At 64.6% G+C, this 26,197-nt stretch carries 20 protein-coding genes and 1 pseudogene; 9 read left to right on the plus strand and 12 right to left on the minus strand.

Features of this window, described 5'->3' with window-relative positions; genetic code table 11:
• Positions 1–129: 129 nt before the first annotated feature.
• The 4 genes from AC57B1_RS05710 to AC57B1_RS05725 all read left to right on the plus strand — a co-directional run bounded on the left by AC57B1_RS05710 (position 130) and on the right by AC57B1_RS05725 (position 4,569).
• Positions 130–1,677, plus strand: a complete 1,548-nt coding sequence (locus AC57B1_RS05710) for a sensor histidine kinase (protein ID WP_496416923.1) — start codon at positions 130–132, stop codon at positions 1,675–1,677.
• The gene (locus AC57B1_RS05715; protein ID WP_496416924.1) at positions 1,662–3,029 is read left to right on the plus strand and encodes a sigma-54-dependent transcriptional regulator; all 1,368 of its coding nucleotides are present in this window, start codon (positions 1,662–1,664) and stop codon (positions 3,027–3,029) included. The genes AC57B1_RS05710 and AC57B1_RS05715 overlap by 16 nt, the downstream gene beginning before the upstream one ends.
• Before the next feature lie 157 nt (positions 3,030–3,186).
• Entirely contained in the window at positions 3,187–3,951 is a 765-nt protein-coding gene (locus AC57B1_RS05720; protein WP_496416925.1) for a hypothetical protein, read from the plus strand.
• 33 nt (positions 3,952–3,984) lie between these two features.
• Positions 3,985–4,569, plus strand: coding sequence for a hypothetical protein (locus AC57B1_RS05725; RefSeq protein ID WP_496416926.1), 585 nt, complete (start codon positions 3,985–3,987; stop codon positions 4,567–4,569).
• A 75-nt stretch (positions 4,570–4,644) separates the two neighbouring features.
• Here the strand turns inward: AC57B1_RS05725 and AC57B1_RS05730 are convergent, their stop codons facing one another.
• The gene (locus AC57B1_RS05730; protein ID WP_408342324.1) at positions 4,645–4,953 is read right to left on the minus strand and encodes a DUF4148 domain-containing protein; all 309 of its coding nucleotides are present in this window, start codon (positions 4,951–4,953) and stop codon (positions 4,645–4,647) included.
• A gap of 287 nt (positions 4,954–5,240) precedes the next feature.
• A complete protein-coding gene (locus AC57B1_RS05735; RefSeq protein ID WP_408342322.1) occupies positions 5,241–5,471 on the minus strand; it encodes a hypothetical protein in 231 nt (76 codons plus the stop codon).
• 234 nt (positions 5,472–5,705) lie between these two features.
• Here AC57B1_RS05735 and AC57B1_RS05740 point away from each other — a divergent pair, with 234 nt between their 5' ends.
• Positions 5,706–5,975 (plus strand): DUF4148 domain-containing protein, encoded by a 270-nt coding sequence (locus AC57B1_RS05740; protein WP_496416927.1) that lies wholly within the window; start codon positions 5,706–5,708, stop codon positions 5,973–5,975.
• Between the two features lie 70 nt (positions 5,976–6,045).
• On the opposite strand, the gene AC57B1_RS05745 is transcribed toward AC57B1_RS05740, so the two are convergent.
• The 5 genes and pseudogenes from AC57B1_RS05745 to AC57B1_RS05765 form a co-directional block, all read right to left on the minus strand.
• Positions 6,046–7,476: a heavy metal sensor histidine kinase gene (locus AC57B1_RS05745; protein WP_496416928.1), complete on the minus strand. Its 1,431-nt coding sequence runs from the start codon at positions 7,474–7,476 to the stop codon at positions 6,046–6,048.
• On the minus strand, positions 7,476–8,156 hold the full coding sequence (gene irlR / locus AC57B1_RS05750; protein WP_091806989.1) for a heavy metal response regulator transcription factor IrlR: 681 nt from the start codon (positions 8,154–8,156) through the stop codon (positions 7,476–7,478). The genes AC57B1_RS05745 and irlR overlap by 1 nt, the downstream gene beginning before the upstream one ends.
• Positions 8,157–8,167: 11 nt before the next feature.
• A pseudogene (locus tag AC57B1_RS05755) lies at positions 8,168–11,432 on the minus strand (efflux RND transporter permease subunit).
• Between the two features lie 79 nt (positions 11,433–11,511).
• Positions 11,512–12,987, minus strand: coding sequence for an efflux RND transporter periplasmic adaptor subunit (locus AC57B1_RS05760; protein WP_496416929.1), 1,476 nt, complete (start codon positions 12,985–12,987; stop codon positions 11,512–11,514).
• A 10-nt stretch (positions 12,988–12,997) separates the two neighbouring features.
• Positions 12,998–14,329, minus strand: coding sequence for a TolC family protein (locus tag AC57B1_RS05765; protein ID WP_496416930.1), 1,332 nt, complete (start codon positions 14,327–14,329; stop codon positions 12,998–13,000).
• A gap of 161 nt (positions 14,330–14,490) precedes the next feature.
• On the opposite strand from AC57B1_RS05765, the gene AC57B1_RS05770 reads away from it, so the two are divergent.
• The gene (locus AC57B1_RS05770) at positions 14,491–15,408 is read left to right on the plus strand and encodes an NAD(P)-dependent oxidoreductase (protein WP_496416931.1); all 918 of its coding nucleotides are present in this window, start codon (positions 14,491–14,493) and stop codon (positions 15,406–15,408) included.
• A 73-nt stretch (positions 15,409–15,481) separates the two neighbouring features.
• Here AC57B1_RS05770 and AC57B1_RS05775 read toward each other — a convergent pair whose 3' ends face one another.
• The 3 genes from AC57B1_RS05775 to sauS form a co-directional block, all read right to left on the minus strand.
• Positions 15,482–16,864 (minus strand): MFS transporter, encoded by a 1,383-nt coding sequence (locus AC57B1_RS05775; protein ID WP_496416932.1) that lies wholly within the window; start codon positions 16,862–16,864, stop codon positions 15,482–15,484.
• A 173-nt stretch (positions 16,865–17,037) separates the two neighbouring features.
• Positions 17,038–18,699 carry an AMP-binding protein gene (locus AC57B1_RS05780; protein WP_496416933.1) on the minus strand — a complete coding sequence of 554 codons (1,662 nt, stop codon included), beginning with the start codon at positions 18,697–18,699 and terminating at the stop codon, positions 17,038–17,040.
• A complete protein-coding gene (sauS, locus tag AC57B1_RS05785; protein ID WP_496416934.1) occupies positions 18,696–20,141 on the minus strand; it encodes an acylating sulfoacetaldehyde dehydrogenase in 1,446 nt (481 codons plus the stop codon). Before sauS ends, AC57B1_RS05780 begins: the two co-directional genes overlap by 4 nt.
• Positions 20,142–20,345: 204 nt before the next feature.
• Here sauS and AC57B1_RS05790 point away from each other — a divergent pair, with 204 nt between their 5' ends.
• Positions 20,346–21,110, plus strand: coding sequence for an IclR family transcriptional regulator (locus tag AC57B1_RS05790; RefSeq protein WP_091806977.1), 765 nt, complete (start codon positions 20,346–20,348; stop codon positions 21,108–21,110).
• Between the two features lie 11 nt (positions 21,111–21,121).
• Here the strand turns inward: AC57B1_RS05790 and AC57B1_RS05795 are convergent, their stop codons facing one another.
• Together AC57B1_RS05795 and AC57B1_RS05800 are read right to left on the minus strand one after the other, a co-directional pair.
• Complete coding sequence (locus AC57B1_RS05795; protein ID WP_091806976.1) at positions 21,122–22,432, minus strand: MFS transporter; 1,311 nt, start codon at positions 22,430–22,432, stop codon at positions 21,122–21,124.
• Between the two features lie 171 nt (positions 22,433–22,603).
• Positions 22,604–24,259, minus strand: a complete 1,656-nt coding sequence (locus AC57B1_RS05800; RefSeq protein WP_408342306.1) for a GMC family oxidoreductase — start codon at positions 24,257–24,259, stop codon at positions 22,604–22,606.
• Positions 24,260–24,464: 205 nt separating this feature from the next.
• Between AC57B1_RS05800 and AC57B1_RS05805 the strand changes: the two genes are divergently transcribed.
• Positions 24,465–25,301: an IclR family transcriptional regulator gene (locus AC57B1_RS05805; RefSeq protein WP_408342304.1), complete on the plus strand. Its 837-nt coding sequence runs from the start codon at positions 24,465–24,467 to the stop codon at positions 25,299–25,301.
• Positions 25,302–25,431: 130 nt separating this feature from the next.
• On the plus strand, positions 25,432–26,184 hold the full coding sequence (locus AC57B1_RS05810; protein WP_091809149.1) for an IclR family transcriptional regulator: 753 nt from the start codon (positions 25,432–25,434) through the stop codon (positions 26,182–26,184).
• Positions 26,185–26,197 lie beyond the last annotated feature (13 nt).

Here is a 26,197-nt window from a genome sequence, read left to right on the forward strand (position 1 = left end):
GCTGTCCAGCGGCGCAACAGATGACCAACCGCCGCCCCGTTCCATCGAAACGCGACTCGTCTGCCGCGCAACGCGCAACACAGGCTGAATTCTTGCTACTGTTTAGCTCCCATCCCTCCCGGCGCACTCATGACCGCAGTTCCCCGACGCTTATCGTTCGCCAGTCAGTTGGTGGTTTTCTGGTTGCTGGTCGCGATAATGTGCGCGGTCCTGATCGGGCTCGTCTGGTTCATGGCGCAGGCCAATCTCGGCCGCCAGATCGGGCTTGCGCGGCAGCAGGGGCTGGCCGGCTGCGAGACGATCGGGTCGCGCTACGACCTGTCGATCGACCGCACATCCCAGCCGCCCGCCGCGCCGCGCGCCGGTCAAACCGGGACTCTGCCCGCCGCCACGCCGCCCGTCCCGCTCGCCCCGCCGAACACGGACCTGATGCACGCGATCCTCGACATCGTGCTCGCGCAGATGGAGGGCGTGGAAGGCGGCTTCTGGCGGCCGGACAACGCGGCACGCGGCAGCTTCGATGCTTACGCGTTTCCGACCTATCAGGGCAGCGGCATCAAACGCGACATCCCCGATGCCGAGACGCCGCTGATCCTGCGCACGCTGCGCGCGGCGTCCACCAGCCGCGCGGCGGCATCCGATTTCGTCGAAGGCCAGCAGGACGCCGTGATCGTCACCGCCTGTCCGGTGCCGCATCGGGAAGGCCTCTTCGCCTGGACGCTGTCGCGCGTGCATCCACCGCTTGGGTCCTCGGGCAAGACGCTCGTCACGACGCTCGCGGTGCTGCTGGCGGTGATCGTCGGGATTGCGATCACGCTCGGCGTTCTGCTGCGTCGCTGGCGCGCCAACCTCGCGCGCATCGAAGCCAGCCTGAGCCGGCCCGCCGACTTGTTCACGCCGATCGCGCCGACGGGCGAGCCGGACCTCGACAAGATCGTCCAGGCGTTCAACGCCTATGGCGCGCGTGCCACGTCGTTGCAGCAGCAAGCCGGCGAACTGCATACGCAGCTCGCGGCCGCGGAACGCTTCGCGGCGATCGGCCGCTTCTCCGCGCAAATGGCGCACGAGATCCGCAATCCGATCGGCGCGATGCGGCTCAAGGCGGAAAACGCGCTGAACGGCGACGTCGAACGCAAACAGCGCGCCCTCGGCACGATCCTCGAACAGATTCAGCGCGTGGAGCGCCAGCTTTCCGGTCTGCTGGCGTTGACCCAGCCCGTGCGGATCGAAGCCCATAGTGTCGACTTGCGCCTATGGCTCGCCGAACGCGTGGAATGGCATCATGACGCGGCGGCGCGGGCCGGCATCGCACTGGCGCTGGCTTACGCGGACGGCCTTCCCGCGCAAGCTACTTTCGATGCCGATCAACTGGCGCGCGCGATCGATAATCTGATCCTCAACGCTCTGCGCCACACGCCATCCGGCGGCCATGTAACGCTGAGCGCGGCGCGCGCGGCCGACACGCTGCGAATCGAAGTCGCCGACGACGGTCCCGGCGTGCCTCCCGCCGAGCGCGAGCGCATCTTCGAGCCGTTCGTGACCGGCCACGTCGCCGGCTCGGGGCTCGGCCTTGCGGTGGTACGCGAGATCGCTGCCGCGCATGGCGGCAGCGCCTTTTACGAAGCGCGCGAGCGCGGAGCCTGTTTTGTGATCGAGATCCCATGGCGCACATCCTGATCGTCGACGACGACGACGCCTTCCGCGAAAGCCTGGCTGAAACGCTGGGCGACCTTGGCCATGTCGTCGCGCAAGCCGGCAGCGGCCACGACGCGCTCGCCGTGTTAGCAGGCAACGCGCGCGTGGACTGCATGTTTCTCGACATCAGAATGGCGGACCTGAGCGGCATCGAAGTACTCGAACGTCTGCGCGCGATGCCGGCGCGCGAGACATTGCCGGTAGTCGTGCTGACCGCCTTCGCCACCAGCGACAACACCATTCACGCGATGCGGCTCGGCGCCTTCGAGCACCTGACCAAGCCGGTGGGGCGCGACGCCATCGCATCCCTGCTCGGCAAGATCGAAGCCTCGAATCGCGGCTCGCCGGGCCCGGCATTGCCGCTGTCGCACGAGGAAACCGGCGACGCCGGCACGCCTCGCCTGCTGGGCAACAGCGAAGCGTTGCGCGACGCGCAAAAGCAGATCGGCCGCGCTGCCGCCACGGAGTCGACCGTTCTGATCACGGGCGAAACCGGCACCGGCAAGGAGGTCGCGGCACGCGTGCTGCACGATGCGTCGCGGCGCCGGCATGCGCCGTTCGTTGCGATCAACTGCGCGGCGATTCCCGCCGAACTTCTGGAGAGCGAACTATTCGGCCACGCCAAAGGCGCGTTCACGGGCGCGGTGACGCAGCGAGCCGGCCGCATCGCCGAGGCGAACGGCGGCACGCTGTTTCTCGACGAAATCGGCGACCTGCCGTTGCCGATGCAGGCCAAGCTGTTGCGCGTGATTCAGGAACGCACGCTCACGCCGGTCGGCAGCAACGCAAGCGTCGCTATCGACGTGCGGATCGTAGCCGCGACGCACCGCGACCTCGCAGCGGAAGTGGCGGCGCGCACCTTTCGCGAGGACCTGTTCTACCGGCTCAACGTGATTCCGATTCACCTGCCGCCGTTGCGAGATCGTCCCGACGACATTCTCCCGCTCGCCGCGCATTTTCTCGTAGCCGCCGCGCATCTTGCCGGTCCGGCGCGGACCTTGAGCGGCGATGCCGAGCGGCGGCTTCTCGCCTATGCATGGCCCGGCAACGTCCGCGAGTTGAAGAACGCGATGGAGCGAGTCGCCGCACTCGCGCGCGGTCCGCTCGTCACCGCGGACGATCTGGCTTTTCTCAATGCGCCGCGCGCCGGCGTGAGCGAGATTCCGACCGCGCTGCTCGATTTGCCGCTGCCGCAGGCGATCGAATGGCTGGAGCGCGCCGCGATCGAACGCGCATTGCAGCAGACCGTGGGCAATCGCGCTGAGGCGGCGCGCCGCCTCGGCATCAGCCGTCAGTCGCTCTATACGAAGATCGCCGCCTACAAGCTCGGCTGAAGCGCTCGCCGGTGTCCAGCCGGCTGACACCGGCTGTCCAGCGAGACGACGGCAACGCTGGCATGGCACAGCGCAAAGCCTTATGCAACAAGCCTTAGCGGCATGGCACAGTGGTTGCGAATACTCCTGTACGACATTGCAGTCGAAGGAGCCAACGATGAACCATCTCAACCCGATCGCGCGCGCAGCGGCCGCGCTCGCTGTCATTGCGGCGACCGCAGCTTGCGCTGCCCAACCCGTGCCGCGAGCCCAGGACGGTGCGCCGATGCCGCCACCCGCGCCGAGATCCGACGCACCGATGCCGCCACCCGCGCCTGCCGCCGACGCACCCATGCCACCGCCACCACTCGCCGGCCCGCGTGATGGCGTTCCCACAACAGTAAGCGGCGTAGTGCGGCGTTTCGTGATCAATCCGGAGGGCGATGTCGACGGCATGCTGCTCGCTGACAACACGCTCGTCCGGTTCCCGCCGCATCTGGGCACTCAGGTGGCTGCCGCGATCGCGCCCGGCGCGAGCGTCAATGTGAATGGCTTCGCGCAGGCGAGCGGAACGCTGCGCGCCGGCCAGATCGCCGACACGAAAAGCGGCCGCAGCATTGTCGATCAACCGCCGCCGCCCGATGCGCAACGGCTGCCGAAATCGCTCGCCGGTGTCGGACTGGTGAAGCTCGACGCCGCGGGCCGCGTGCTGCGCGTCACCAGCGCGCCGCGCGGCGAGCCCGACGGTGTGCTTCTCATCGACGGTACGGTCATCAAGCTCACGCCGGCCGCGGCCGCGCGATTCACGAACCTGTTGCAACCGGGCGCAATGGTCGCGGCGCAAGGCTATGGCACACGTAATCGCTACGGTGAATCGCTGCAGGCGACCGCGTTCGGTACGCCGGGCAATCTCACGGTGCTTTACGGCGACCTGCCCAGGTAATCCCAATCCATCATTCGAACGAGGAGCTTCACCATGCATTGGATCGATCCCGCCTGCCTGCCCGAAACGCGCGGCAAAGTCGTGCTGTTTCTGCTCAACCCGCACGGCGATGCCGACGGCTTCATTCTTCAGCACGCGGACGGTGTGCAACAACAGGTGCATTTTCCGCCGCATCTCGGCAAACAGATCACACGCCACGTCACACCGGGCGACACAGTGCGCGTACGCGGCGTGAAACCGCGCGGCGCCGATCTGATCGCCGCGGTCTCACTGACAACCCGGCAAGGCGCCGAGATCGTCGACGAAGGCCCCGCGCCTCACGATCATGGCCCGAAGCATGAACACGGCCACGAACACCACGGCGAACCGATGGACGTGCAAGGCGAAGTCATCATGCCGCTCTATGGGCCGAAGGGCGAACTGCGCGGCGCGCTGCTGGAAGACGGCACCTCGCTGCGTATGCCGCCGCATGCCGCCAGCGAACTCGTCGAGTATCTGACGCCGGGCGTGCATGTACAGGCGTGGGGGCGTGGCGTCACAAACAAGGATGGGTGCACGGTGGACGTTCACGACATCGCCGAACTGGTCGACGAAGTTGCCGGGCACGCAGGCCTCTAGAAACAGCATGCGTTTCGGCATGACTGCGATCCCGCCGTTAGCAGCGCGGGCTCGCAGTCTCACGCATCACGCACATCACGGATGGTCGTACATCGCATTCCAGTCCGCTTTGGAAACAGCCGGACGTCCCGCGTCCGACGAGCCGCTCGTGCTACCGCCGAAACCTGTCGCGGCATGACGTGCCGCCACCTTGGCTTCAGCGGCCTGAATATCGGCCGGATAGGTCGGATCTTCACCGCGCGCCGGGTTGTAACCCGCCTGCTCCAGTTCGATCAGTTCGGCGCGCACCTGCGCACGCGTGAGCGGCTGGTTCGATTGAGCGAACACGGCAACCGGCGCGGCAAGAGCAGCGGCAACTACAACGGCTTGAATAAGCGACTTCATGATGACTCTACCTCCAGACTTTGCTTTGTCCTGCTACGAACAACCCTGTTCGCAACTCGGTGATGACAGTCTAGAAAGGTGAGCCCTCGAGAGTAAGGGCCGCCAGTGGGGAGGATTGTTTCCGAATCTGGAGAAACGGTGGTGGGTCGAGTTTCGCGCCATGAGATCGGCGAATTTGCCGAAGGCCTGTATCCGCACTCCTCCGACAAGATCCGCGCGGCATGCGTGAAAACGGCGGCGTGCGTGAACGCGACGGCTGCCATACGAGGCCAGTCACGCCGACAGCACTATCGACGCGGGAAGATACACAGATGCGTCTTCACATACAGATTCGGATTGCCGCAGCGATGGCCCGCATAGTCGATCTGCTCGCCCGGCGCGAGATTCGGCGGCTCCGCCGTTTGTGTCGAGGTCGATATGCTCGCGGATGCCGGCGACTTGCCACTGTTACTCGCACATCCGGCGAGACTCGCGGCAAGGAAGGCCGCGAGGGAATACTTCAACGTGAATGCACGCATGTTTCGCCGCCCGGACGCTCGTGACAGAAGACGTGTCATCGTGCTCCACGAAGGTCGCCGCCAGTCTCACGCCGACATGACAAAAATCTCATGCGGGCCGCAGCAGTTATCACTGCTTCGATATGCCGGCACGTGACAGTTTTCTCATGTCGCGGTCACGATGGCACACCGCCTGCGATCCATACTGCGCTCATGGATCGCCGACCGGTGGTCATCACTAAGGAGGTTTTCAATATGAACGCCAAGCTCTACACCCTATGCGTCGTCGTCGTGACGATGATCGGCGCGGCCTCTCAGGTTGCGCAGGCACAAGGCAAGTCCCGCGCTCAGGTGAACCAGGAACTGGTTCAGGCTCAGCATGACGGTGTGATTCCAAACAGCAAGACCCAATATCCGCCCAGTGCCGACAGGATTGCCCGCAACAAGGAGTTGCACGCCATCACCTGGCATGCGGGCGAAACGACACCGCCGGTGGATCATCACGACAGCATCGCGGCCCGATAGCCGCGCGCGCCGCCGGGAGCAGTGACCCGGCGGCGCGTCTGATTGCGAGTGTGCCGCCGAACGCGTTCTCTCAATCCTTGCGCACGGCGCCGCGGGTCACCGGCATGCTCAGGTCGTGACGCCGGGGAAAACGCAACCAGAAGCGGGTTCGAACGTAGGGCTGGCTCTCGCACCCGCAGTGTCCCGCGTGACTGTTCATGATCGATTTCACGATCGCAAGACCAAGCCCCGTACCCGAGGCCGAGCCTTGCCGCGAAGGGTCGACACGATAAAACCGCTCGAAGATGCGCTTGAGATGATGCGCCTCGATACCAGGTCCCGAGTCCGACACGGTCAGCGTGGTTGAATTCGGCTCTTCCTTGCAGTCGATAGTGATGGTGCTGCCCTTCGGCGCCTGCACGAGCGCGTTCGACAGCAGATTGCTGAGCGCCCGTTGAAAGAGAAGCAGATCGGCATGCACCGTACCCTGCCCCGTCACCTCGATCCTCACCTGCGCGTCTTCGGCCATCGGCTCGTAATAGCCGGCGACGCGTTCGGCTTCCGCGGCTGCGTCGAGCGCGCGCAGGGACAAGGCCGCATCAGCCTGCTCCGAGCGCGCGAGGAACAGCATGTCCTCGATCATGCGCGACAGTCGTTGATACTCATCCACGCTCGATTCGATCACGTCGCGGTAGTCCTCCGCGGTCCGAGGTTGCGACAGCGCCACCTGAGCGGCGGCGAGCAGATTGGTTAGCGGCGTGCGCATATCGTGCGCCAGATTGGAGGAGAACTGACTGAGCCGGGTGAACGACTCGTCGAGCCGCGCCAGCATGCCGTTGAAGGCCTGCTCCAGCTCCTTCAATTCTCCCGACGCATCGAGTTCCGGCAAAGGCTGCGCGAGGCGGCTGGTCGACATCGCCTCCGCCTGGGCCGCCAGCCTGCGCAGCGGGAGCAAGCCCAGCGTGGCGATCCCGTAGGCGAACCCGGCGGCGAGAATCACACCGAACACTTCGATGATGACCGCCGTATAGGCGTGCGCCCGCAACAGCGCCCGGTCATTGGTTCTATCGTACTGAACGGCAATGCGCACCCACCGCCCCGTCGCGGCGTCGAGCGGCACCATGGCGACGAGGTAGCGAAGATTCAGGTCGGCGCGTGTCAGTTCGGTGCTGGCCTCGCTCGCGCGGGTTGCGAGAATCGGCGCGTACGACTGAAACCCAGGCGTGCTGACGAGGCGTTGGCCCGCCGTATCGTAGACAGCGATCGCCATGTTCTGGTGGCCGTGCAGCAAGTCGATCCACGTCTGTGCGTCGCGGACGATATCCTCGATGTTCTGACTGCCGGCCAGATGCGACTCCAGCGCCGCCAACGTGCCGGACATCAGCTCCGTCGAGGTGGACTCCAGGCGGCTGCGCAGCGCGCCATACAGCGCGAGGCCGCTCAACGCGAGAATGACCGATGTCGACAGAATGATCAGGACAGTCAGCCGCGACTGGAGCGTTCTTGACACCGCGCCTCTCATTAATTGCTACCGCCTCTGACTTCCAGCACGTATCCCATGCCTCTCACCGTATGAATGAGCTTGGGTTCATAGGCGTCGTCGACCTTGGAGCGCAGCCTCCTGATTGCCGAATCCACCACGTTCGTATCGCTGTTGAAGTTCATGTCCCACACCTGCGAGGCGATCGTCGCGCGGGGCAGGATCTCCCCTTCCTTGCGCATGAGCAGCCACAGCAGCGTGAACTCCTTCGCGGTCAGCAGGATCACGTCGCCCTGACGGGTCGCCTTGCGCCGCGTCAGGTCCAGTTCAAGATCGGCGACCTGCAGCGACATGGATTCCCGTGGCTTTCCGCGCCTGAGGATCGATCTGACGCGCGCCACCAGTTCGACGAAGTCGAACGGCTTCGCGAGATAGTCGTCGGCACCGAGTTCCAGCCCCTTGACGCGGTCCCCCACGTCGTCGCGTGCGGTGAGAAACAGCACCGGCGTGGACCGTGTGCGGCGAAGATTCTTCAGTAGCGTCCAGCCGTCCTGTCCCGGCAGCATCACGTCGAGGATCAGCAGGTCGTAGTCTTCCGACTCCGCCTGGTGCTGACCCGTGACGCCGTCTTCGGCCCAATCGACGACGTATCCCGCCTCCGACAAGCCTTTGCGAAGATAGGCGCCGGTCTTCGGCTCGTCTTCCACTAACAGAATCCGCATGCGAACCACCTCTAGAAAAAGCCAAGCCGGCGCAGTATCCGACCCGGCGTGGCTTGCGCCAGCCGGCTCACGGCAACGGCGCGCCACGACGACGCGTGAGCGGTTCGGTACAGCACGGGTAAAACCAGCAGTGTCAGCGCCGTGGACGACAGGATGCCGCCAATCACCACCGTTGCCAGAGGGCGCTGCACTTCCGAACCCGTGCCGGTTGCGAAGGCCATGGGCAAGAACCCGAGCGAGGCGACGAGGGCCGTCATCAAGACGGGCCGCAGACGCGTCACGGCGCCCTCACGAACCGCCGCGTCCAGCTCCACGCCCTGCTCCCGCAGATTTCTGATGAAGGCAATCATGACGAGCCCGTTCAGCACCGCGACGCCCGATAGCGCAATGAACCCGACCGCTGCGGTAATGGAAAGCGGAATGTCCCTTAACCAGAGCGACAGCACGCCGCCACTCAATGCAAATGGAATACCGGTGAAGACCAGCAAGCCATCCTTAACATTATTGAACATGATGAAGAGCAGGACAAACACCATGAAGAGCGACAGCGGCACGACCAGCTTCAGGCGCTCGCTCGCACTTTGCAACTGCTCGAACTGTCCGCCCCACGACAACCAGTAGCCCGCCGGCACCTGCACGTCCTGCCGTATCTGCTCGCGCGCATCCGCCACGAACGAGCCGACATCGCGGCCCCGGACATTCGCACTCACCACGACGCGCCGCTTGCCGTCTTCCCGGCTGATCTGGTTCGGACCCGGCGCGAGCTCGACCGTGGCCAGTTCGGCGAGCGGCACGTACGGCGCGTGGACGACGGGCACGCCACCGCCTGCCGCCGACGCGGACGACGGCGCAAACGGGAACGCAAACGGGAACGCAGACGGCAACGCAGACGGCAACGCAATCGGCAGCCGCTTGATCGCCGCGATGTCCGAACGCAGTTCGTCCGGCAACCGCACCACGATATCAAAGCGCCGGTCGCCCTGGAACAGCGTACCGGCCTTCTTGCCGCCCACCGCCGCCGCGACCGTGTCCTGAATGTCGCCGACCGTGACGCCATAGCGCGCCAATTTGTCGCGCTCGACGTTGATGGTCAGAACCGGCAAGCCTGTGGTTTGCTCCACCTTGACTTCGGCGGCGCCCGGCACTTTCTGCAATGCCGCCGCGATCTGCTCGCCCGTGCCGTTGAGCACCGCCATCTCGTCGCCAAAGAGCTTCACCGCCAAGTCGCTGCGCACCCCCGAGATCAATTCGTTAAAGCGAAGCTGAATGGGTTGAGAGAATTCATACGCATTCCCTGGCAGCTCTGCGAGCACCGCTTCGATCTCCTCCACCAGCTTCTCGCGCGGCTTGTTCGGATCGGGCCACTGGTCCGTCGGCTTGAGCATGATGTAGCCGTCCGACAGGTTGGGCGGCATCGGGTCCGCTGCGATTTCGGCCGTGCCCGTGCGGGCAAACACGCGTTCGATTTCCGGAAACCGTTGCTTCAACGTGTTCTCAATGGCCTTTTGCATGCTGACCGACTGGGAGAGACTCGTGCCCGGAATGCGCAGCGCGGCGACGGCGAGGTCGCCCTCGTTCAGACTCGGGACGAATTCGCTGCCAAGGCGCACCGCCAGCCCGGTACTCAACGTGACGATCACCACCGCGCCGACAAACACCCGTTTCGGACGCGTCATGAAGGCGGCGAGCAGCGGTTCGTTAGAGCCGCCTCGCCCAGCCCATCAAGCGGTTTTCCTTTTCTTCGACGCGCTTGCCGATAAACAGTGCAATAGCAGCAGGAATGAAGGTGACTGTCAACACCATCGCGGCGGCCAGCGCCATCACGACGGTGATCGCCATGGGGTGAAACATTTTCGCTTCAACGCCTGTGAGCGCGAAGATGGGCAAGTAGACCACCATGATGATCAGTTGACCGAATATCAACGCGCGCCTCGCTTCCTGCGACGCACCGAACACTTCGGCGAAACGCTCCTCGCGGGTCAGCGGCCGGCCGGCGAGCTTCTGCGCATGCGCGAGCCGCCTGACGCAGTTTTCCACGATCACCACCGCGCCGTCGACGATGATGCCGAAGTCGAGCGCGCCCAGGCTCATGAGGTTGGCACTCACCTTCGCGTTGACCATGCCGGTGAACGTGATCAGCATGGAAAGCGGAATGACGAGCGCTGTAATCAGCGCGGCGCGCAGGTTGCCGAGGAAAAGAAACAGCACGGCGATCACGAGCACCGCGCCTTCGAGCAGGTTCTTCTTCACCGTCTGCACCGCCTTCTCAACGAGAACGGTGCGGTCGTACACCGGAATCGCGCGCACACCCGCGGGCAGTGTGCGATTCACGTCGTCCATCCGGCTCGCGACGGCCTTCGAAACGGTGCGGCTGTTTTCTCCCATCAGCATGAATACGGTGCCGAGCACCACCTCTTCGCCGTTCGAGGTCGCGGCGCCCGTCCGCAATTCACGGCCGATATCCACCTGTCCGACATCCTTGATGCGAACCGGCACGCCGCCCACGTTGGTCAGTACGACATTGGAAATGTCGTCCACCGAGCGCGCCTGGCCTGGCACCCGCACGAGATACTGTTCACCGCGTTTTTCGATGTAGCCGGCGCCGACGTTGTCGTTGTTGCGCTCGAGCGAGCGCACCACGTCCGCCAGCGTCAAGCCATAGGACATGAGCTTGGCGGGATTCGGCGCGACCCGGAACTCCTTCACGAAACCGCCGATGGAATTCACCTCGGTGACACCCGGCACATTGCGCAGTTGTGGCTTGATGACCCAGTCCTGAAGCTCGCGCAGGTCCGCGGGCGTGTAACGGGTTCCGTCAGGCTTGACAGCCGACGCGTCAGCCTCGACTGTCCACAGATAGATCTCGCCGAGCCCCGTGGAAGTCGGACCCATTGCTGGCGTGGCTCCCGGCGGCAGCTTGTCTTTGGCTTCCTGAATCCTTTCGTTGACGAGCTGACGTGCGAAGTAAATGTCGGTGCCGTCCTCGAAGATCACGGTGACCTGCGACAGCCCATAGCGCGAGATGGAACGCGTCTGCGCCAGATTGGGAAGACCGGCCATCGCGGTCTCCACCGGGTACGTGATGCGTTGCTCGGCTTCGAGCGGCGAATAACCCGGCGCGGAGGTATTGATCTGAACCTGAACATTGGTAATGTCGGGCACGGCGTCGATAGGCAACTTCTGATAGCTGTACACGCCGACCGCCGCAACAGCGGCAATGGCCAGCATGACTAACCAACGGTGCGCGATGGCGAAGCGAATCAGTCTCTCGAACATGGAGATGGTCCTTTGGAACCGGGTGACGGGAGCGCGGCCTGCCCAGGGCGGGTGCGAGGCGCATCATGGCGTCAGGGCGTCAATGTCCCTCGACACTGCCTTTTCCGAGTTCAGCCTTGAGGACGAAACTGTTCGAAGCGGCGTACTTTTGACCCGGCCGAAGTCCGCTCACGACTTCGACGACCTTGTCGTCGCGGCGTCCGGTCTGAACGGTCTGAGCGACGAAGCCACCGCGCGATTGCACGAAAACGGCGGGCGAGCCGTCGATGTCTTGCAACGCATCGGCCGCCACGGCAAGCGGCACGCTTTGCCGGCCGGCGTCCACCGACACATTGACGAACATGCCCGGCCGCCACGCTCCGTCGGGATTGGGCAGTACCACGCGCGCCGGCGCGGTACGGGTTTGCTCGCCGAGCAGCGCGCCGACATAGGCCACCGGACCGCTCGATGTCGACTCGAATGCGGTGGCGCTGACGGTGGCGTCGCGACCGACGCGCACATCGTTCAAACGCTGGGCCGGCACCGCCATCTCGGCCCACACGGAGGAGAGGTCGGACAGAACGAAGAGCCTGGCGTCCGCCGCGATCGCTTCGCCGGGCGTCGCATGCTTTTCGACTACGGTGCCGGCAAACGGCGCGCGCAACTCGTAGCGATTCAATGCGTCCGCCGACGCCGGCGCATTCAGCGCGGCGAGTTTCGCGCGGGCGTTCTGCGTGGCGATCTCGGCTTCGCGCAATTGCACCTGCGCCTGCAGATAGTCCTGCTCGGCCGAGATACGCTCTTGCCACAAGGTCTTTTCGCGTGCGTACGAAGTTCTCGCCGCGGCAAGTCGGCGCTCCGCGCTGAGCAGCTCACTTCTGCGATCGGCAAGATCGGTGCTGGCAATGACCGCCAGCACTTGCCCTCGCACGACTTGCTCGCCGGTCGACACACCCACCCGTTCCACGATGCCCGCCACACGCGGCACGACGTGGGCGGTGCGATCCTCGTTGAAGCGGATTTCGCCGGGCAGCTGGAATGTCGTGAGAATCTGGGCAGGACCGACTTCGCCGAGGCGAATCTGGGCCGCCTCGATTTGCGCCGCACTGAGCGCGATCGCGCCATCGGCCTGGGAAAAAACGAACGACGCGGATTGCCCGCGCCACTTCAGGTCGATGGTTGCGTCGAATACGTGAGGCTTGCCGATCGGTTCGGCGGAGGTCCACTTCTGGCCTGCCGGCACGAACGGGAGTGGCAGCTTCGAGCCGTCGTAGCGAGTGATGGAGCCCGACACGGCGACGCCTTTGTGCGCCGGCTGGCCGTCGATAAGAGGATAGACGACGAGGCGCGCGTCCCCCGGCTTCTCGGAGAGCACGATTTCGACGGATAGTGCGCCGTTGCCGAGAACCGTGCCTCCGTTGCGGCCGGGCGAAGCCTGCGCTGCCGCTGAAGTGTGCGCGGCCCCCGAAGCGCCTTCAGCATTCGACGACTCGCGCGTCAACGCGAAGGCGGCGAGCGCGATGCTCACACTGCCGAAGGTCGCCACAATGGCGATGATGAGTTTTCTGCGCGGCATGACAAGTCCTTCACGGTAAGCGTGGCGATGGGTCCGCGGTGTTGCGCGAGGAGACGTCGGCGAGCGGCACGCCGACAATCCGGCCGATGTCGGCGTAGGCAAAGTGCGCGTCGGCCAGTGCCTGCACGTATTGCGACTGGCTCTGGAACAACGTGCGCTGCGCGTCCAGCACATCCAGAAAGGCGAACTTGCCGAGTTCGTAGCCGCGCGACATTGCGTCGAGCGCCTCACGCGCGGCTGGCAGCACGTCGGTTTTCAGGCGCCGTGCTTCCAGATTCGATCTCTCGTAGTTGGCGTAGGCCTGCGTCAGCTCCAGCTGCAAGCGGGCGGTTTCGCTGTCGAAGTCGGCGCTCGCCTTCCCGGCTTTGTGAACCGATTCGAGCAGCGCGCCTTTGTTGGTGTCGAAAATCGGAAGCGGAATCGACACGCCGACCACCGCCTGGTTGCCGGGAACGCCGCCCGTGACGACGCGCTTCATGCCCACGCTGAACGTGACATCGGGGATGCGCTTTGCGCGCTCCACGGAAATCGCGGCGTTGGCCCGCAGCGTCTCCGCCTTTGCGGCGCGCGCAAGCGGCGCGTCGGACAGGTGAGGCAGGAGTTGCGAAAGCGCCCCGATCGCCGGCACGCTTTCAATGTCGCCACTCACCGGGCGTCCTCGCACGAGCGGGCTGCCCGTCACGTTCGCGAGCTTCTCCGCTGCGATCGTCAGCCGCGTGGCGGCGTTGGCCTGTTCGATCTGCACGCCGGTCGCGGCGACCCGCGCCTTCGTCGCCTCCACCGGCGACACCTTGCCGGCCCGCGCGCGTTTTTCCGCCAGTTCCGCCGAGCGCGCCGCGATTTCGGCGGACTCCTGCGCGACCCGCAGCTGACGTTGAGCCGCGAGCAATCCGTAAAACGCGGCGATGACGTCCGCGCGCAGGGCCGCGCCGCGCGCGTCGAGCGATGCCAGCGCCACTTCGCGCCCATAGGACGCGACGTCGAGCCGAGCCTGACGCTTGCCGCCGAGTTCGACGGTCTGGTTGAACAGCGCCGTCGATGTGCGATCGGTGCCGCCGAACCCCTCCTGCAGCAGCGAGATCTGTGGGTTGGGCCGGGCGCCCGCCTGCATGAACGTCCCGCTCGACGCATCCGCGTCGGCGCGCGCGCCGCGAAGCAACGGGTTGTTCCCGGCCGCGATCCCGAGCGCCTCGTCGAGCGGCAAGGCGGGGCTCTCGCGCGCCGCGGCCTGGGCAGTCGACGGCGCAGGTGGACTGGGCGGCGCAAGGGATGTTGCCGGCTCTCCGTAAGCCGTGCTCACCGCAGCAAGCGCAAGAACGGCAGCAAGGTGACGCGTGAGCATAGGTAGGTGAACCGTTGACCAGGTGCGACCGATGCTACGGCGCTGCCGCAGTGCCAACATGGTGGAAAAATGAGATTTTTGTCATCTTCGGGGCTGCCCGGACGGCCGCACCCTGATAATTACCCCACCCTCCCCAACCCAGCCCAGCTTATGGAGCCCCAATGAATCAACCCATCGCACAGCCCGCCCCATCCACCGTTCGCCGTGTCGCGTTTCTCGGCCTCGGCGTAATGGGCTACCCCATGGCCGGCCATCTCGCGAAAGCGGGCCTCGACGTGACCGTGTACAACAGGACCGCGTCGAAAGCTCAACAATGGGTGTCCGAGTACGGGGGCCGCGCGGCCGGCACCCCACGGGAAGCCGCGGACGGCGCCGAACTGGTGCTCGCGTGCGTCGGCAACGACGACGATCTGCGCAGCGTCACGCTCGGAGACGACGGCGCGTTTGCCGGCATGGCCTCAGGGTCCGCGTTCGTCGATCACACGACAGCGTCCGCGAACGTCGCGCGCGAACTGGCTGAGATCGCGGGCCGGAAAGGTCTGCACTTCATCGACGCGCCTGTATCCGGCGGTCAGTCCGGCGCGCAGAACGGCAAGCTGACGATCATGTGCGGCGGCGAGCCGGCCATCTTCAAGCAGGCCTCGCCGGTGCTCGCGCACTACGCGGCGGCCGTCACGCTGATTGGTGCCGTCGGCGCCGGGCAACTGGCGAAAATGGTCAATCAGATCTGCATCGCCGGCATGGTTCAGGGGCTCTCCGAAGCGATCAACTTTGGCCAGCTCGCGGGCCTCGACATGCCGCTCGTGCTGCAGGTGATCGGCAAGGGCGCGGCGGCCAGCTGGCAGATGGACAATCGCGGCAAGACCATGATCGACGGCAAGTTCGACTACGGTTTTGCCGTCGACTGGATGCGCAAGGACCTCGGCTTCTGTCTCGACGAAGCGAAGCGCAACGGCGCGTCGCTGCCGGTGACGGCGCTCGTCGACCAGTTCTATGCCGACGTGCAATCGCTCGGCGGCAACCGCTTCGACACGTCGAGCCTGATCTGGCGCTTGCGCGCGCTCAAGCCGGCCAGATGATCCGGGCCGGCGCGCCTCTAGCCGCCGCCTTGCTTCGGTTGCCTGCTTCAGTTGCCTGCTTCAGTTTCTTGCTTCACTTGCGCCACCGCAACGGCCGGCGCAAGTGATGGCGCTCCAGCCGCACCGCCGCCCCCGCCGGCAGGAACGACGCCATGCCGCCGAGTTCTCCGCCGGCGGCGCGCTCGCGCTCCTCGTCGGCCTCGACGGTCTTGCCGGTGTCGATGAATAGCGCCGCCACGATACCGACCGCCAGCAGGCCGGCAGAGATATTGAACGGCACGTTGTAGCTGCCGGTCTTCTCGATCAGATAGCCGAATACCACGGGCGACACCATCCCCGCCACGCCGAAGCCCGTGTTCATCATGCCGCCGGCCGTGCCCGCATACTTGCCGGCAATGTCGAGCGGCAAAGTCCACAGCACGGGGTTGGTGATTTCAAGGAAGAAGAACGAAGCCGACAGGAACCACACGGCCGTGAGCGGATCAGTGGCGGAGACCATCGGCAGCAGAAACACCAGCGAGCCGCCCATGCCCACCACCAGCACCGCACAGCGAGCGAAGCGCAAACGGCCGGTGATCTTGTAGAGCTTGTCCGACACCACGCCGCCGAGCGTGTCGCCGACCACCCCCGCGAGCAGCGGCAGCGCGGTGAAAAGCGCCAATTGCTTGAGATCGAATCCGCGCGACTCGCGCAGATAGGACGGCAGCCAGGTCAGATAGACCCACAGCAGCCAGCCATAGCAGAAGTCGACAAAGGTGACGAGCCACATCCGGCGCACCAGTTTGCGCCACGGTGTAGCCGCGTGCTTCGCGCGGTCGCAATCGCCGGCGCGGTAGCCGATTTCCGCAGTTTCCTCGGGCGTGATGCGCCGGTTCTGCTCCGGCGAGTTAGTGAATACGAAGAGATAAAGTACGGTCCACGCGAGGCTCGCGATGCCGAGCAGAATGAACGCATCGCGCCAGCCGCCCGTGGCCACCACGGCCAGTACGAGAGGCGGCGTGACCGCGCCGCCCAGACGCGCGAAGCTGTGGGTAATGCCCTGCGCGAAGCCACGCTCGGCGACCGGCATCCAGTAAGTAAAGGCGCGTGTCGCGGTAGGAAACGCGCCGCCTTCGCCGACACCGAGCGCGAAGCGCATCAGGACCAGCATCGTGACGCTGCCCGCGAAGCCCGTAGCCAGCGTGGCCACGCCCCAGATCAACGACAGCACCGTGAGCACCAGTTTCGGACCGAACTTGTCGGCGAGCCAACCGCCAACAATTTGCATCGCCGCATACGGATAGGCGAAGGCCGAGAACACCAGGCCGAGCTGAACGGTCGTGAGGCCCATCTCGTGACGGATCAACGGACCGGCCACGGCAATGTTCACGCGATCGATGTACGAGATGAAATACATCAGGCACATGACCGCCAGGATGATATGGCGTGTCTTGACACGCCGGATACGGGTTTCCATGCTGTCTCCTGTCGACCAGAGCTGGCGCGTGGGCGCTTACCCTGATCCCATGCAAAGGTTGGCTGTCTCTTTTATGTGTAACGACCGCGGCCTTGCCGGCCATACGATCTACCGCGTTGCGCCCGGTGCCGTGACCCGGCCCGCGCTTGCCGCCGCCGACCGGCGGCGCGCCGTCAAGTGGGCACCAGCTTGAGGCGCTGCACCTTGCCCGAAGGGCCGCGCGGCAGTTCGTCGACGAAACGGAACTCCTTCGGCGTCTTGTAGCGACCCAGCTCGCGCACGCAGTGTTCGCGCAGGTCCGCCGGATCAGGTGCGGCCCGTCCGCCGCTCAGACGCGGCACCACGAAGGCGACGATCTCCTGACCGTAGGCCGGATCGGGCACACCGACCGCAGCGGCATCCAGCACATCGGGATGCCGCAACAACGCTTCGTCGATTTCGCGCGGCGCGATGTTCTCGCCGCCCTTGATGATCAGTTCCTTGGCGCGGCCGTTGATGTAGAAATAACCGTCCGCATCGCGATAACCGAGGTCGCCGGTGCGCAGCCAGCCATCCGCGGTAAATGCCGCCGCCGTCTCCTCGGGCCGCTTGTAATAGCCGCCCATCACCTGCTCGCCGCGCAACACCAGTTCGCCGCATTCGTTGGCGGCGCACTCACGGCCTGCCCGGTCGATCACCCGCGCCTCGCCACCCGAAGGCAGACCGATGCTCCCGATACGCCGCCGGGCCATTTCATACGGATTGCTAAAAACCGGTGCGGCGGTTTCCGTCATACCCATGGTTTCGATCACGCCGATCCCGAAGCGCGCTTCGAACGCGCGATGATGATCGGCGGGCAAAGCCGCCGACGCGCTGCGGCAAAACTTCAGCGCCGACAGATCGTAGGTGCACGCTTCGTCGGCATTGAGCAGATAGGCGACGATGGTCGGCACCACGTTGATCCATGTGCAGGCATGAAGCGCGACATCGCGCCAGAACGTCCGCGCGGAGAAGCGCGCTGTCATGACTGCCGAGCCGCCATGGAACAGTGGCGCGAGCAAGGTCACGACAAGTCCGTTGATGTGATAAAGCGGCAACGATGCAAGCACGCGATCGTCGGGGCTCAGGCGGTGTTCGACGCTGATGTTGCGGGCATTGGCAACCAGGTTGCGATGCGTCAGCAGAACGCCTTTGGGCGTGCCCGTGGTGCCCGAGGTGTACATCAGCAACGCGACGTCGTCAGCGGCCGGCTCATGCGCCGGCGCGCTGTCCGGCGCGTACTGTGGACCGCGCGTCGCGGACGCGGGTGCCAGCGCGGCTGTAACGGACCTGGCCGCCATAGGCGCGCCCGTTTCAGCCAGAGCGGGCTCGCGCCTGCCGAGAGAAGGCGGCTCGGCTTGCACCGGGTCGGTCTCGATCAACGCGATCTCGCGGGTCAGCCCCGCGGTGCGCAACTCGGCGACGGCCGTATCGATTACCGCGTGCGTGTCGCGTCCGGCGAAGATCATCCGCGTATCGGAGTGGTCGACGATATAGCGCACTTGCGAGGGCTGGCACAGCAGATTGAGCGGATTCGCGACGAGCCCGCTGTACATGGCCGCGAGCAAAAGACGGGCGGTCTGGATGCCGTTGCCCATGAACACGGAAATGACTTCGCCCGGCCGCAGTCCGGCTTCACTGAAGCGTGTCTCCAGCACGCGGCAGTCGTCGCGCAATTCGCGAAACGTCAGCACAGTCGCGCGCCGGTCGGGGACCGTCGGTTCATCGTCGTCGAGTGCGGCCAGCAGGAATGGCTTGTCCGGATGCTGCGCGGCGCGCTCGTCGATCAGTGCGCGAATCGTGGCGGGCGTGTTCATCGGCCGTACCTCGCGAAGAAGTCACCGAGCAATTCGTCCGTTTCCGGCACGCGCTCTTCGATCGGATAGGCGACCCGCGTGGTGTTCAGATAGTGGCGAAAGCCCAGATTGCCGGAGAAGTTATTGCGCCCCCACGTGCCGCAGCCCATCGACAGCGAAAACGGCAAGCCGTTATCGAAGTTGCCGCCCGTGGCGAGGCAATGCGCCTGATTCACGATCACGCGCGCCACGGGCAATGTGAGCCCGAGCTGGACCGCTTGCGCCGCATCGCTCGAATGCAGTCCGACCGAGTGACCGGCTCCCATATACGTATAGATGCCGCGCACCACTTCGGCCGCCGCATCGAAGCCGGCGGCACGATACACCGCAAGAACCGGCGAGAGTTTTTCGCCGGAGAACGGATAGTCGCTGCCCGCGCCGCTTTCTTCCACCATCAGAAATTTGGGGTGGCGCGCCGCCACTTCGTCGAGGCCCGCTACGCGCGCAATCACCTCCGCGGACTTCGCCGTGCATTGTTCGGAGAGCTTGCCGTTGACCCACATCACCGCTTGCAAACGGGCCTTCCCGGCAGCGTCGAGGAGCACGCCGCCACACGCGGCGAGTTCGGCGAGCATCGGTGCATAGATGGCGTCTTCGATCACGATGCTGTTTTCCGACGAACAGCTCGTTGCGTTGTCGAACGTTTTCGAGTGCAGAATCTTGCGCGCCGCATCATGCAGATCGGCAGACGCGGTCACGATCGAAGCGACGTTGCCCGCGCCCACGCCGAACGCAGGCGTCCCGCTTGCATACGCCATACGCACGTTCGCCTGCGAGCCGGTCGCCACGACCAGATCGCACTGCCGCATCAGCGCGGCCGTCGCCGCCTTGCTGATCGGCGCGGGCAGCATCTGCACGAGGTCGGCGTCGATACCCGCTTTGGCGAATTGCGCATGAATGAACCCAACCAGCAGCGCGCAGGAGGAGTAACCTTTGGGCGACGGCGCGACGATTACCGCATTGCCGCATTTGAGCGCGTTGATGATCTTGTTGGCGGGCGTCGCCGCCGGATTGGTCGAGGGCGTGATCGCCGCCACCACGCCGACGGCTCGCGCGATTTCGACGATACCGTTTTCCTTGTCCTCGGCAATCACGCCGGTGGTCTTCTGTGCGTGCAGATCGCGCAGCAGGCCCAGCGTTTTGCGATAGTTCTTGCGGAATTTGTCGTCGGCATTGCCGAGACCCGTATCGTCTACGGCGCATTGCGCCAGTTGCCGGTTGCGCGCCGGCTCCATGATGGCCCATGCGGCGGCTGCGGCGGCGGTGTCGAGCACCTGTTGCCCCGCATTCTCGAAAGCGCGCTGCGCCGCGCGTGCCCTCGCAACGAGCGCTGCAACGATGCGCTCGGCTTCGCCGTCCGCATGGTGCCCCGCGATTTCGATTCCTGTGGCTCTGACGTTCATATGGGTTCGCTCCGCGTGAATAGATTGATCGCAGTGCTATCAATCTAGCCAGCGGTGCTTTGGGCGAAGTCCCGTTTTTCGAGCTATCCATTGCAGTGCGTTTGCCCGCATCGGAAAACGCAAAATTCGGTACTTTCCATAGTCCCGAAAAACAATGAAGTCGATGCAAAATCAACCCTGTGAACACGCGGACGAGGAAGTGGAATGTCGACGTCAAACCAGTCGAATGCAGCTGCGGTGCGCGCGTTTCGCGTTCTCGAAACGCTTGCCGAAGCGGGCGGCCCGCTTTCGATGACGGAACTCGTCAACGCGCTCGGCCTGCCCAAGCAGACCGTCCACCGGATCCTCGTGCAACTGATGGATGCGTGGCTCGTCACGCGTGGCGCGGGCGACCGTCTTTACGAATGTTCGCCGCGCGTGCGCATGCTCGCCGTCAACGTGTTGATGCATGCGGGACCGGCGGCCGCCCGCCACGTGCTGCTCGAACAACTGGTGGCGAAAATCGGCGAGACCTGCAATCTGACCATGCTCTCCGGCAACGATGTCGTCTACGTGGATCGCGTCGAAACCGAGTGGCCGCTGCGCATGCACCTGCAGCCGGGCTCACATGTGCCGCTGCATTGCTCGGCGAGCGGCAAGCTGTTGCTCAGCTTTCTGCCGAAGGACCGACGCGAGCGCGTCATTGAAACGCTGCCGCTGCGCGGCTATTCCGAGCGAACGATTACCGATCGCGACGCGTTGCGCAAGGAACTGAGCACCACCCGGCGCCGGCTGCTTGCAATCAACAATCAGGAACATCTGCAAGGGCTGATCGCGATTGCCGTGCCCGTGATGCTGGATCGCAATCGCGCCTGCGCGGCAATTGCCGTGCAGGCGCCGGTGGGAAGAGTCACGCTCGACGACCTGCTCGCCTTCGTGCCCGATCTGCGCTACGCGGCGGAAGAGACCGCGAAGACGTTTCGGGAGTGACGCCGCGCGGGTTATGACCTTGCATGGACGACCGCGTCGAAGGAGCCCGCCCGCTTTCTTTCGATCGCACGCACCGAAAGCGCTGATATCAAGGCCGAGAACAGCACATACGCGCACACTGTCCATGGCTTGCCGCCGTTCAGTCGCATCAGGATCGTCGCAATGATCGGGGTGAGCCCACTCGCGAAAATGCCCGAGAACTGATACACGAACGAGATACCCGTATAGCGCACTTCAGCGTCGAATAGTTCGGCAAACAATGCCGCCTCCGGACCGTATACCATCGCGTAGAAGATGCCGAACGGCACCACGATCGCAGCCCAGATCAACAGCGTGTTGGCCGGCTGCATTTCGATAAGCCAGAAAGCCGGAAACACCGATAAGCCGCAAATCAGCGAACCCCAGAAATAAACGCGCGTACGGCCGAGCTTGTCGGACATGCTGCCGAACAGCGGGATGAAAAAGCACATCACGCCGGCCGCGATCATTACGCCGAGCAACGCGTCGGTGCGGCTCATCGAGACATGTTGCGTGAGGTAGCCGATCGAAAAGACGGCGAAGATATTGAAGAACACGCCGTCGATATAACGCGCGCCCATGCCGAGCATCACGGAACCGCGATAGCGCGTCATCATGTCGACGAACGGAATCTTCGCTTCGCGCCGATTGCGTTTGAGCGCGATGAATTCGGGCGTTTCCATCACCTTGGCGCGAATATAAAGGCCGATCAGAACCAGACCGAGCGACGCGCCGAACGCGATCCGCCAGCCCCACGACAGGAACGCCGCTTCGGGCAGCAAACGCGAGAGGCTCGCCACCATTCCCGATGCAAGGCATAACCCGATCGACAGACCGATCTGCGGCAGACTCGCGTATAACCCGCGCTGTGCCGGAGGGGCATATTCATACGCCATCAAGACCGCGCCGCCCCATTCGCCGCCGAGCCCGATGCCTTGCAGCACGCGCAGCGACAATAGCAGGATCGGCGCCCAGATGCCGATCTGCGCGTAGGTCGGCACGAACGCGACGCCTGCCGTCGAGATGCCCATGATGATGAGTGTCAGGATCAGCGCCGACTTGCGACCGATGCGGTCGCCGAAATGGCCGAATATCACGCCGCCGAGTGGCCGCGTCACGAATCCCACCGCAAACGTCGAATACGCAAGCAGCGTCGACACCAGCGGATCGTTAGCCGGAAAATAGAGCTTATTGAAAACGATGCCGGCGACAACGCCGTAAAGAAAAAAGTCATACCATTCGACGGTCGCGCCGATCACGCTGGCGAACGCAACGCGGCGGATAGCACGGGGATCGATTGCCATAGCAGCAGCTCCTCAATGGAGGGCCGTCCCGCCTGTGTCGACAGGCGGCCGGCCGATAACCCCAGTTGTCTCCTCCGGGGCGGTTTATGTGCAGACCGCAAAGCGCCCATTCACCGGACGGCTCGCGGCTGCGTATTGCGGCGGACCATGCCCGCCGTCGTGTTGCACCTGCTACGCGGCCACTTTCGCCGCCGGCGTCGTCGCCACACCACGATCAACGCCGCTTGCGTCATGCAGAATCATGTCCGACGCTTTTTCGGCCACCATCACGATCGGCACATTCGTATTGCCCGATACGAGCGTCGGCATGATCGAGCAATCGACCACGCGCAGCCCCTGCGTGCCGTACACGCGCAGGCGCTCGTCGACCACCGCGAGCGGATCGCCGGCCGCGCCCATCTTTGCTGTACCAGATGGATGGAAAATTGTCTGTCCGTACTCGCGGCAGAAGTCCAGCAGTTCATCGTCGGTCTGCGCGTGCGCGCCCGGCCGCACCTCGCGTTTCATCAGCGACGCCATCGGCTCCGCGGCCGCGACGCGGCGCGCGAAACGCACGCCGGCGATCGTCGTGCGCCGGTCCAGATCGGTGTCCAGATAGTTCGGCTGGATGGACGGCGCTTCGCGCGGATCCGCGCTGCGAATGCGCACCACGCCGCGCGATTCGGGGCGCAACTGGCAGATCGAGTAAGTGCAGCCAGGAAAGTCGTGAACATTGCCGCCGGCGGAATCAGCCGACAAGGTCGAGAAATGGAACTGAATGTCCGGTGTCGCCGATTCCTCCGGCAATGCCCGGCAGAACATGCCACCCTGGTTGATGCCGACCGCGAGCGGACCGCCGCGCATCAGCGCCCATTGCAGCCCCATCCTGGCGCGCCCCGTCCACGAGCGCAGTAGATCGTTGGTCGTGATCGGTTTCGTCACTTCATAGATCAGGCGGATTTGCAGATGGTCCTGCAGGTTCTCGCCGACGCCCGCGCGATTCGCGACCACAGGAATGCCGAACTCGCGCAGCAGCGCGGCCGGTCCCACGCCGGACAGTTGCAGCAATTGCGGAGATTGGAGCGCCCCCGCGGTCAGGATGACTTCGCGACTGGCGCGCACTTCCCGCAACTCGCCGTGTTGCCGATACTGCACGCCACAGGCGCGGGTTCCCTCGAACAGAATCTTCGACGCCATCGCGTCGGTTTCCACACGCAGGTTCTTGCGCTGCCGCGCGGGCTTCAGATAAGCCACGGCGGTCGAGCACCTGAAGCCGCGACGGGTAGTCAGCTGATAGTAGCCGACGCCTTCCTGATCGCCCGTATTGAAGTCGTCGATGGTTGCCACGCCTAACGAATTCGAGGCCGCGATAAACGCGTCGACCAGTTCGTGCCGCTGCTTGATCGTCGAGGCCCACAGCGGGCCGTCCACACCGCGCGTCGGGCCTTCGCCCAATTCGTTGTGTTCCAGCCGCCTGAAATACGGCAGGCAGTCTTTCCAACTCCAGCCACGATTGCCGAGCCTGGCCCAGTGATCGTAATCGTCCTTCTGCCCGCGCACATAGATCAGACCATTGATCGAACTGCTGCCGCCCAGCGTGCGGCCGCGCGGCCAGTAGAGCCGGCGATTGTGCATGTTCGGATCGGGATCGGTATAGAAGCCCCAGTTGTAGACCGGGTGAAACATCGTCTTGCCATAACCGATAGGGATATGAATCCACATGAAGCGATCGGCGGGGCCGGCTTCGAGTAGACATACCGAGTAGCGGCCGCCTTCGGAAAGCCGGTTGGCCAGCACGCAACCCGCCGATCCCGCGCCGACGACCACAAAGTCGAATCGGTCTGCCATGTGAAGTGTCTCCTGCATCTTTTATAAAAACCGGTATGTTTCGTTGAAATTTATGTTCAGCCGGTTTCCTGTTCAAGAGATTCCCGCTAATATCGGCGCATGTGAAACAGAAACAGCTGTTTTTGTTTCACTTTTAGAAATTGCCGACCGGCGTGCGCAGCGCACGCGGACGCTGGACAGTTACTGATCGGGAGCAAGGAAGCGTATGCAAGCACACTGCCCGTCGCCGCGCAGCGAATCCGTGGCCGAGGACTCACGGGCTTTGCGCGCCTTGGCCGTGCTCGAACAACTCGCGGCTGCGGGGCAGCCGTTTTCGCTATCGCAACTCTCGCTGCGCCTGCACATTCCCAAAGCGACGCTGATGCGGCTGATCGAATCGCTCGAAGCTCAAGGCTACGTCACGCATCTGCCCGACTCGCGCGGCACGGATCGCGGCATCACGCTGGGGCCGAAAGCGGCGCAACTCGCGCTCACCACGCTGTCCAACAACACGTTTGGGCGGGCCTGCCGTTCGCTGCTGCGCTCGCTGGTGGATGCGCTCGGCGAGACCTGCAACCTCACCGCGCTCGATCGCGACACCGTGCTCTATCTGGAGCGCGTGGAGACCACTGAACCGCTGCGGCTGCATTTGCAGCCCGGCACGCGGGTGCCGTTGCACTGCACCGCCAGCGGCAAACTGTTCCTCTCGCAGATGCCGCCGGCCGAACGCCGCCTCGTGCTCGCGCGGCTGACGCTGGAGCGACGAACGCAAGGCACGCTGACGGAATTGAATCTGCTGGAGGCGGAACTCGACCGCCTCGCCGTGCGCGGTATCGGCATCGACAACGAGGAACTGGTGCGCGGCATGGTGGCGGTCGCGGTGCCGGTGCGAGATACCACCGACGGGCACGTGCTCGCTTCGCTGGCGATTCACGCGCCGACCGCGCGCGCGAGTCTGAACGACCTGCTGAAGGCCGTGCCCCGACTCAAGGACGCGGCGCTGAAGCTCGCCCCACTCTTATCCGCAGGGCCTTCTGCGGAGCATGCGCACCATGAGCGCTGAGGCTTTCCCCATGAGCGATCCATTCGATCCGCAGGACTCCGCCGCAGCTGTCCGGCCCGGCGGCGTGAAGGCCGGGCGGCCCAAAGCGGAGTTGTACAATGACGCCGATCCATTTTCCGGAACGGCAGGCATGACCAAAGCGGATACTCCGACGCTGCGCGCGTTTGCGCTGCTCGAACACCTCGTCAACTCGGACGGCCCGGTATCGCTCGCCGATATTGCGCAGGACGTCGCGTTGCCCAAGGCGTCGCTGCATCGCATGCTCGCTTCGCTGGAAGCCGGCGGTCTCGTGATCCGCGAGCCCGGCCAGAAAAACGCCTATGTAATCGGACCACGACTCGCGCAGCTCGCGTTAGGCGTGGTGATGCATTCCGGCGCGCGGCGCCTGCGTCACGCGATTCTCGCGCGTCTGGTGGCCGATCTCGGCGAGACCTGCAACCTCACCATGCTGCATGAAACCGAGGTGCTGTATCTCGACCGGATGGAAGCGCCGTGGCCCTTGCGCCTCGATCTCAAACCCGGCTCGCACGTCCCCGCGTATTGCAGTGCGAGCGGCAAACTGCTGCTGGCCATGCTGCCGCGCGAACAGCGCTCGGCGCTCGTGCGCGCACTGAAACTCGAACGCTTCACGCAGAACACCATCACCGATCCGGAACTGCTCGAGGCGGAACTCGACCGGACCGCGCACAAGCGCATTGCGATCGATAACGAGGAGTTTCTGGCCGGCATCGTATGCGTGGCGGCGCCGGTCGTCGATGAGAACGGCACCTGTATCGCGGCGGTCGCCGTGCATGCGCCGGTCTCGCGCGCGCCGCTGTCGCGCGCGCTCGAATTCGTGCCGCGTCTTCAGGAAGCCGCTCGGGAACTCGCGGCCACCTTCTGACGCGCGCCCCTTT

Source organism: Paraburkholderia sp. BGA-UO-ETr-F21 (genome assembly GCF_059567925.1).

What these genes read in the sequence shown, in the direction of transcription:
- AC57B1_RS05710 (WP_496416923.1), top strand. Translation starts at nt 130, where the DNA reads ATGACCGCAGTTCCCCGACGCTTATCGTTCGCCAGTCAGTTGGTGGTT.
- AC57B1_RS05715 (WP_496416924.1), top strand. Translation starts at nt 1,662, where the DNA reads ATGGCGCACATCCTGATCGTCGACGACGACGACGCCTTCCGCGAAAGC.
- AC57B1_RS05720 (WP_496416925.1), top strand. Translation starts at nt 3,187, where the DNA reads ATGAACCATCTCAACCCGATCGCGCGCGCAGCGGCCGCGCTCGCTGTC.
- AC57B1_RS05725 (WP_496416926.1), top strand. Translation starts at nt 3,985, where the DNA reads ATGCATTGGATCGATCCCGCCTGCCTGCCCGAAACGCGCGGCAAAGTC.
- AC57B1_RS05730 (WP_408342324.1), bottom strand. Translation starts at nt 4,953, where the DNA reads ATGAAGTCGCTTATTCAAGCCGTTGTAGTTGCCGCTGCTCTTGCCGCG.
- AC57B1_RS05735 (WP_408342322.1), bottom strand. Translation starts at nt 5,471, where the DNA reads ATGCGTGCATTCACGTTGAAGTATTCCCTCGCGGCCTTCCTTGCCGCG.
- AC57B1_RS05740 (WP_496416927.1), top strand. Translation starts at nt 5,706, where the DNA reads ATGAACGCCAAGCTCTACACCCTATGCGTCGTCGTCGTGACGATGATC.
- AC57B1_RS05745 (WP_496416928.1), bottom strand. Translation starts at nt 7,476, where the DNA reads ATGAGAGGCGCGGTGTCAAGAACGCTCCAGTCGCGGCTGACTGTCCTG.
- irlR (WP_091806989.1), bottom strand. Translation starts at nt 8,156, where the DNA reads ATGCGGATTCTGTTAGTGGAAGACGAGCCGAAGACCGGCGCCTATCTT.
- AC57B1_RS05760 (WP_496416929.1), bottom strand. Translation starts at nt 12,987, where the DNA reads ATGCCGCGCAGAAAACTCATCATCGCCATTGTGGCGACCTTCGGCAGT.
- AC57B1_RS05765 (WP_496416930.1), bottom strand. Translation starts at nt 14,329, where the DNA reads ATGCTCACGCGTCACCTTGCTGCCGTTCTTGCGCTTGCTGCGGTGAGC.
- AC57B1_RS05770 (WP_496416931.1), top strand. Translation starts at nt 14,491, where the DNA reads ATGAATCAACCCATCGCACAGCCCGCCCCATCCACCGTTCGCCGTGTC.
- AC57B1_RS05775 (WP_496416932.1), bottom strand. Translation starts at nt 16,864, where the DNA reads ATGGAAACCCGTATCCGGCGTGTCAAGACACGCCATATCATCCTGGCG.
- AC57B1_RS05780 (WP_496416933.1), bottom strand. Translation starts at nt 18,699, where the DNA reads ATGAACACGCCCGCCACGATTCGCGCACTGATCGACGAGCGCGCCGCG.
- sauS (WP_496416934.1), bottom strand. Translation starts at nt 20,141, where the DNA reads ATGAACGTCAGAGCCACAGGAATCGAAATCGCGGGGCACCATGCGGAC.
- AC57B1_RS05790 (WP_091806977.1), top strand. Translation starts at nt 20,346, where the DNA reads ATGTCGACGTCAAACCAGTCGAATGCAGCTGCGGTGCGCGCGTTTCGC.
- AC57B1_RS05795 (WP_091806976.1), bottom strand. Translation starts at nt 22,432, where the DNA reads ATGGCAATCGATCCCCGTGCTATCCGCCGCGTTGCGTTCGCCAGCGTG.
- AC57B1_RS05800 (WP_408342306.1), bottom strand. Translation starts at nt 24,259, where the DNA reads ATGGCAGACCGATTCGACTTTGTGGTCGTCGGCGCGGGATCGGCGGGT.
- AC57B1_RS05805 (WP_408342304.1), top strand. Translation starts at nt 24,465, where the DNA reads ATGCAAGCACACTGCCCGTCGCCGCGCAGCGAATCCGTGGCCGAGGAC.
- AC57B1_RS05810 (WP_091809149.1), top strand. Translation starts at nt 25,432, where the DNA reads ATGACCAAAGCGGATACTCCGACGCTGCGCGCGTTTGCGCTGCTCGAA.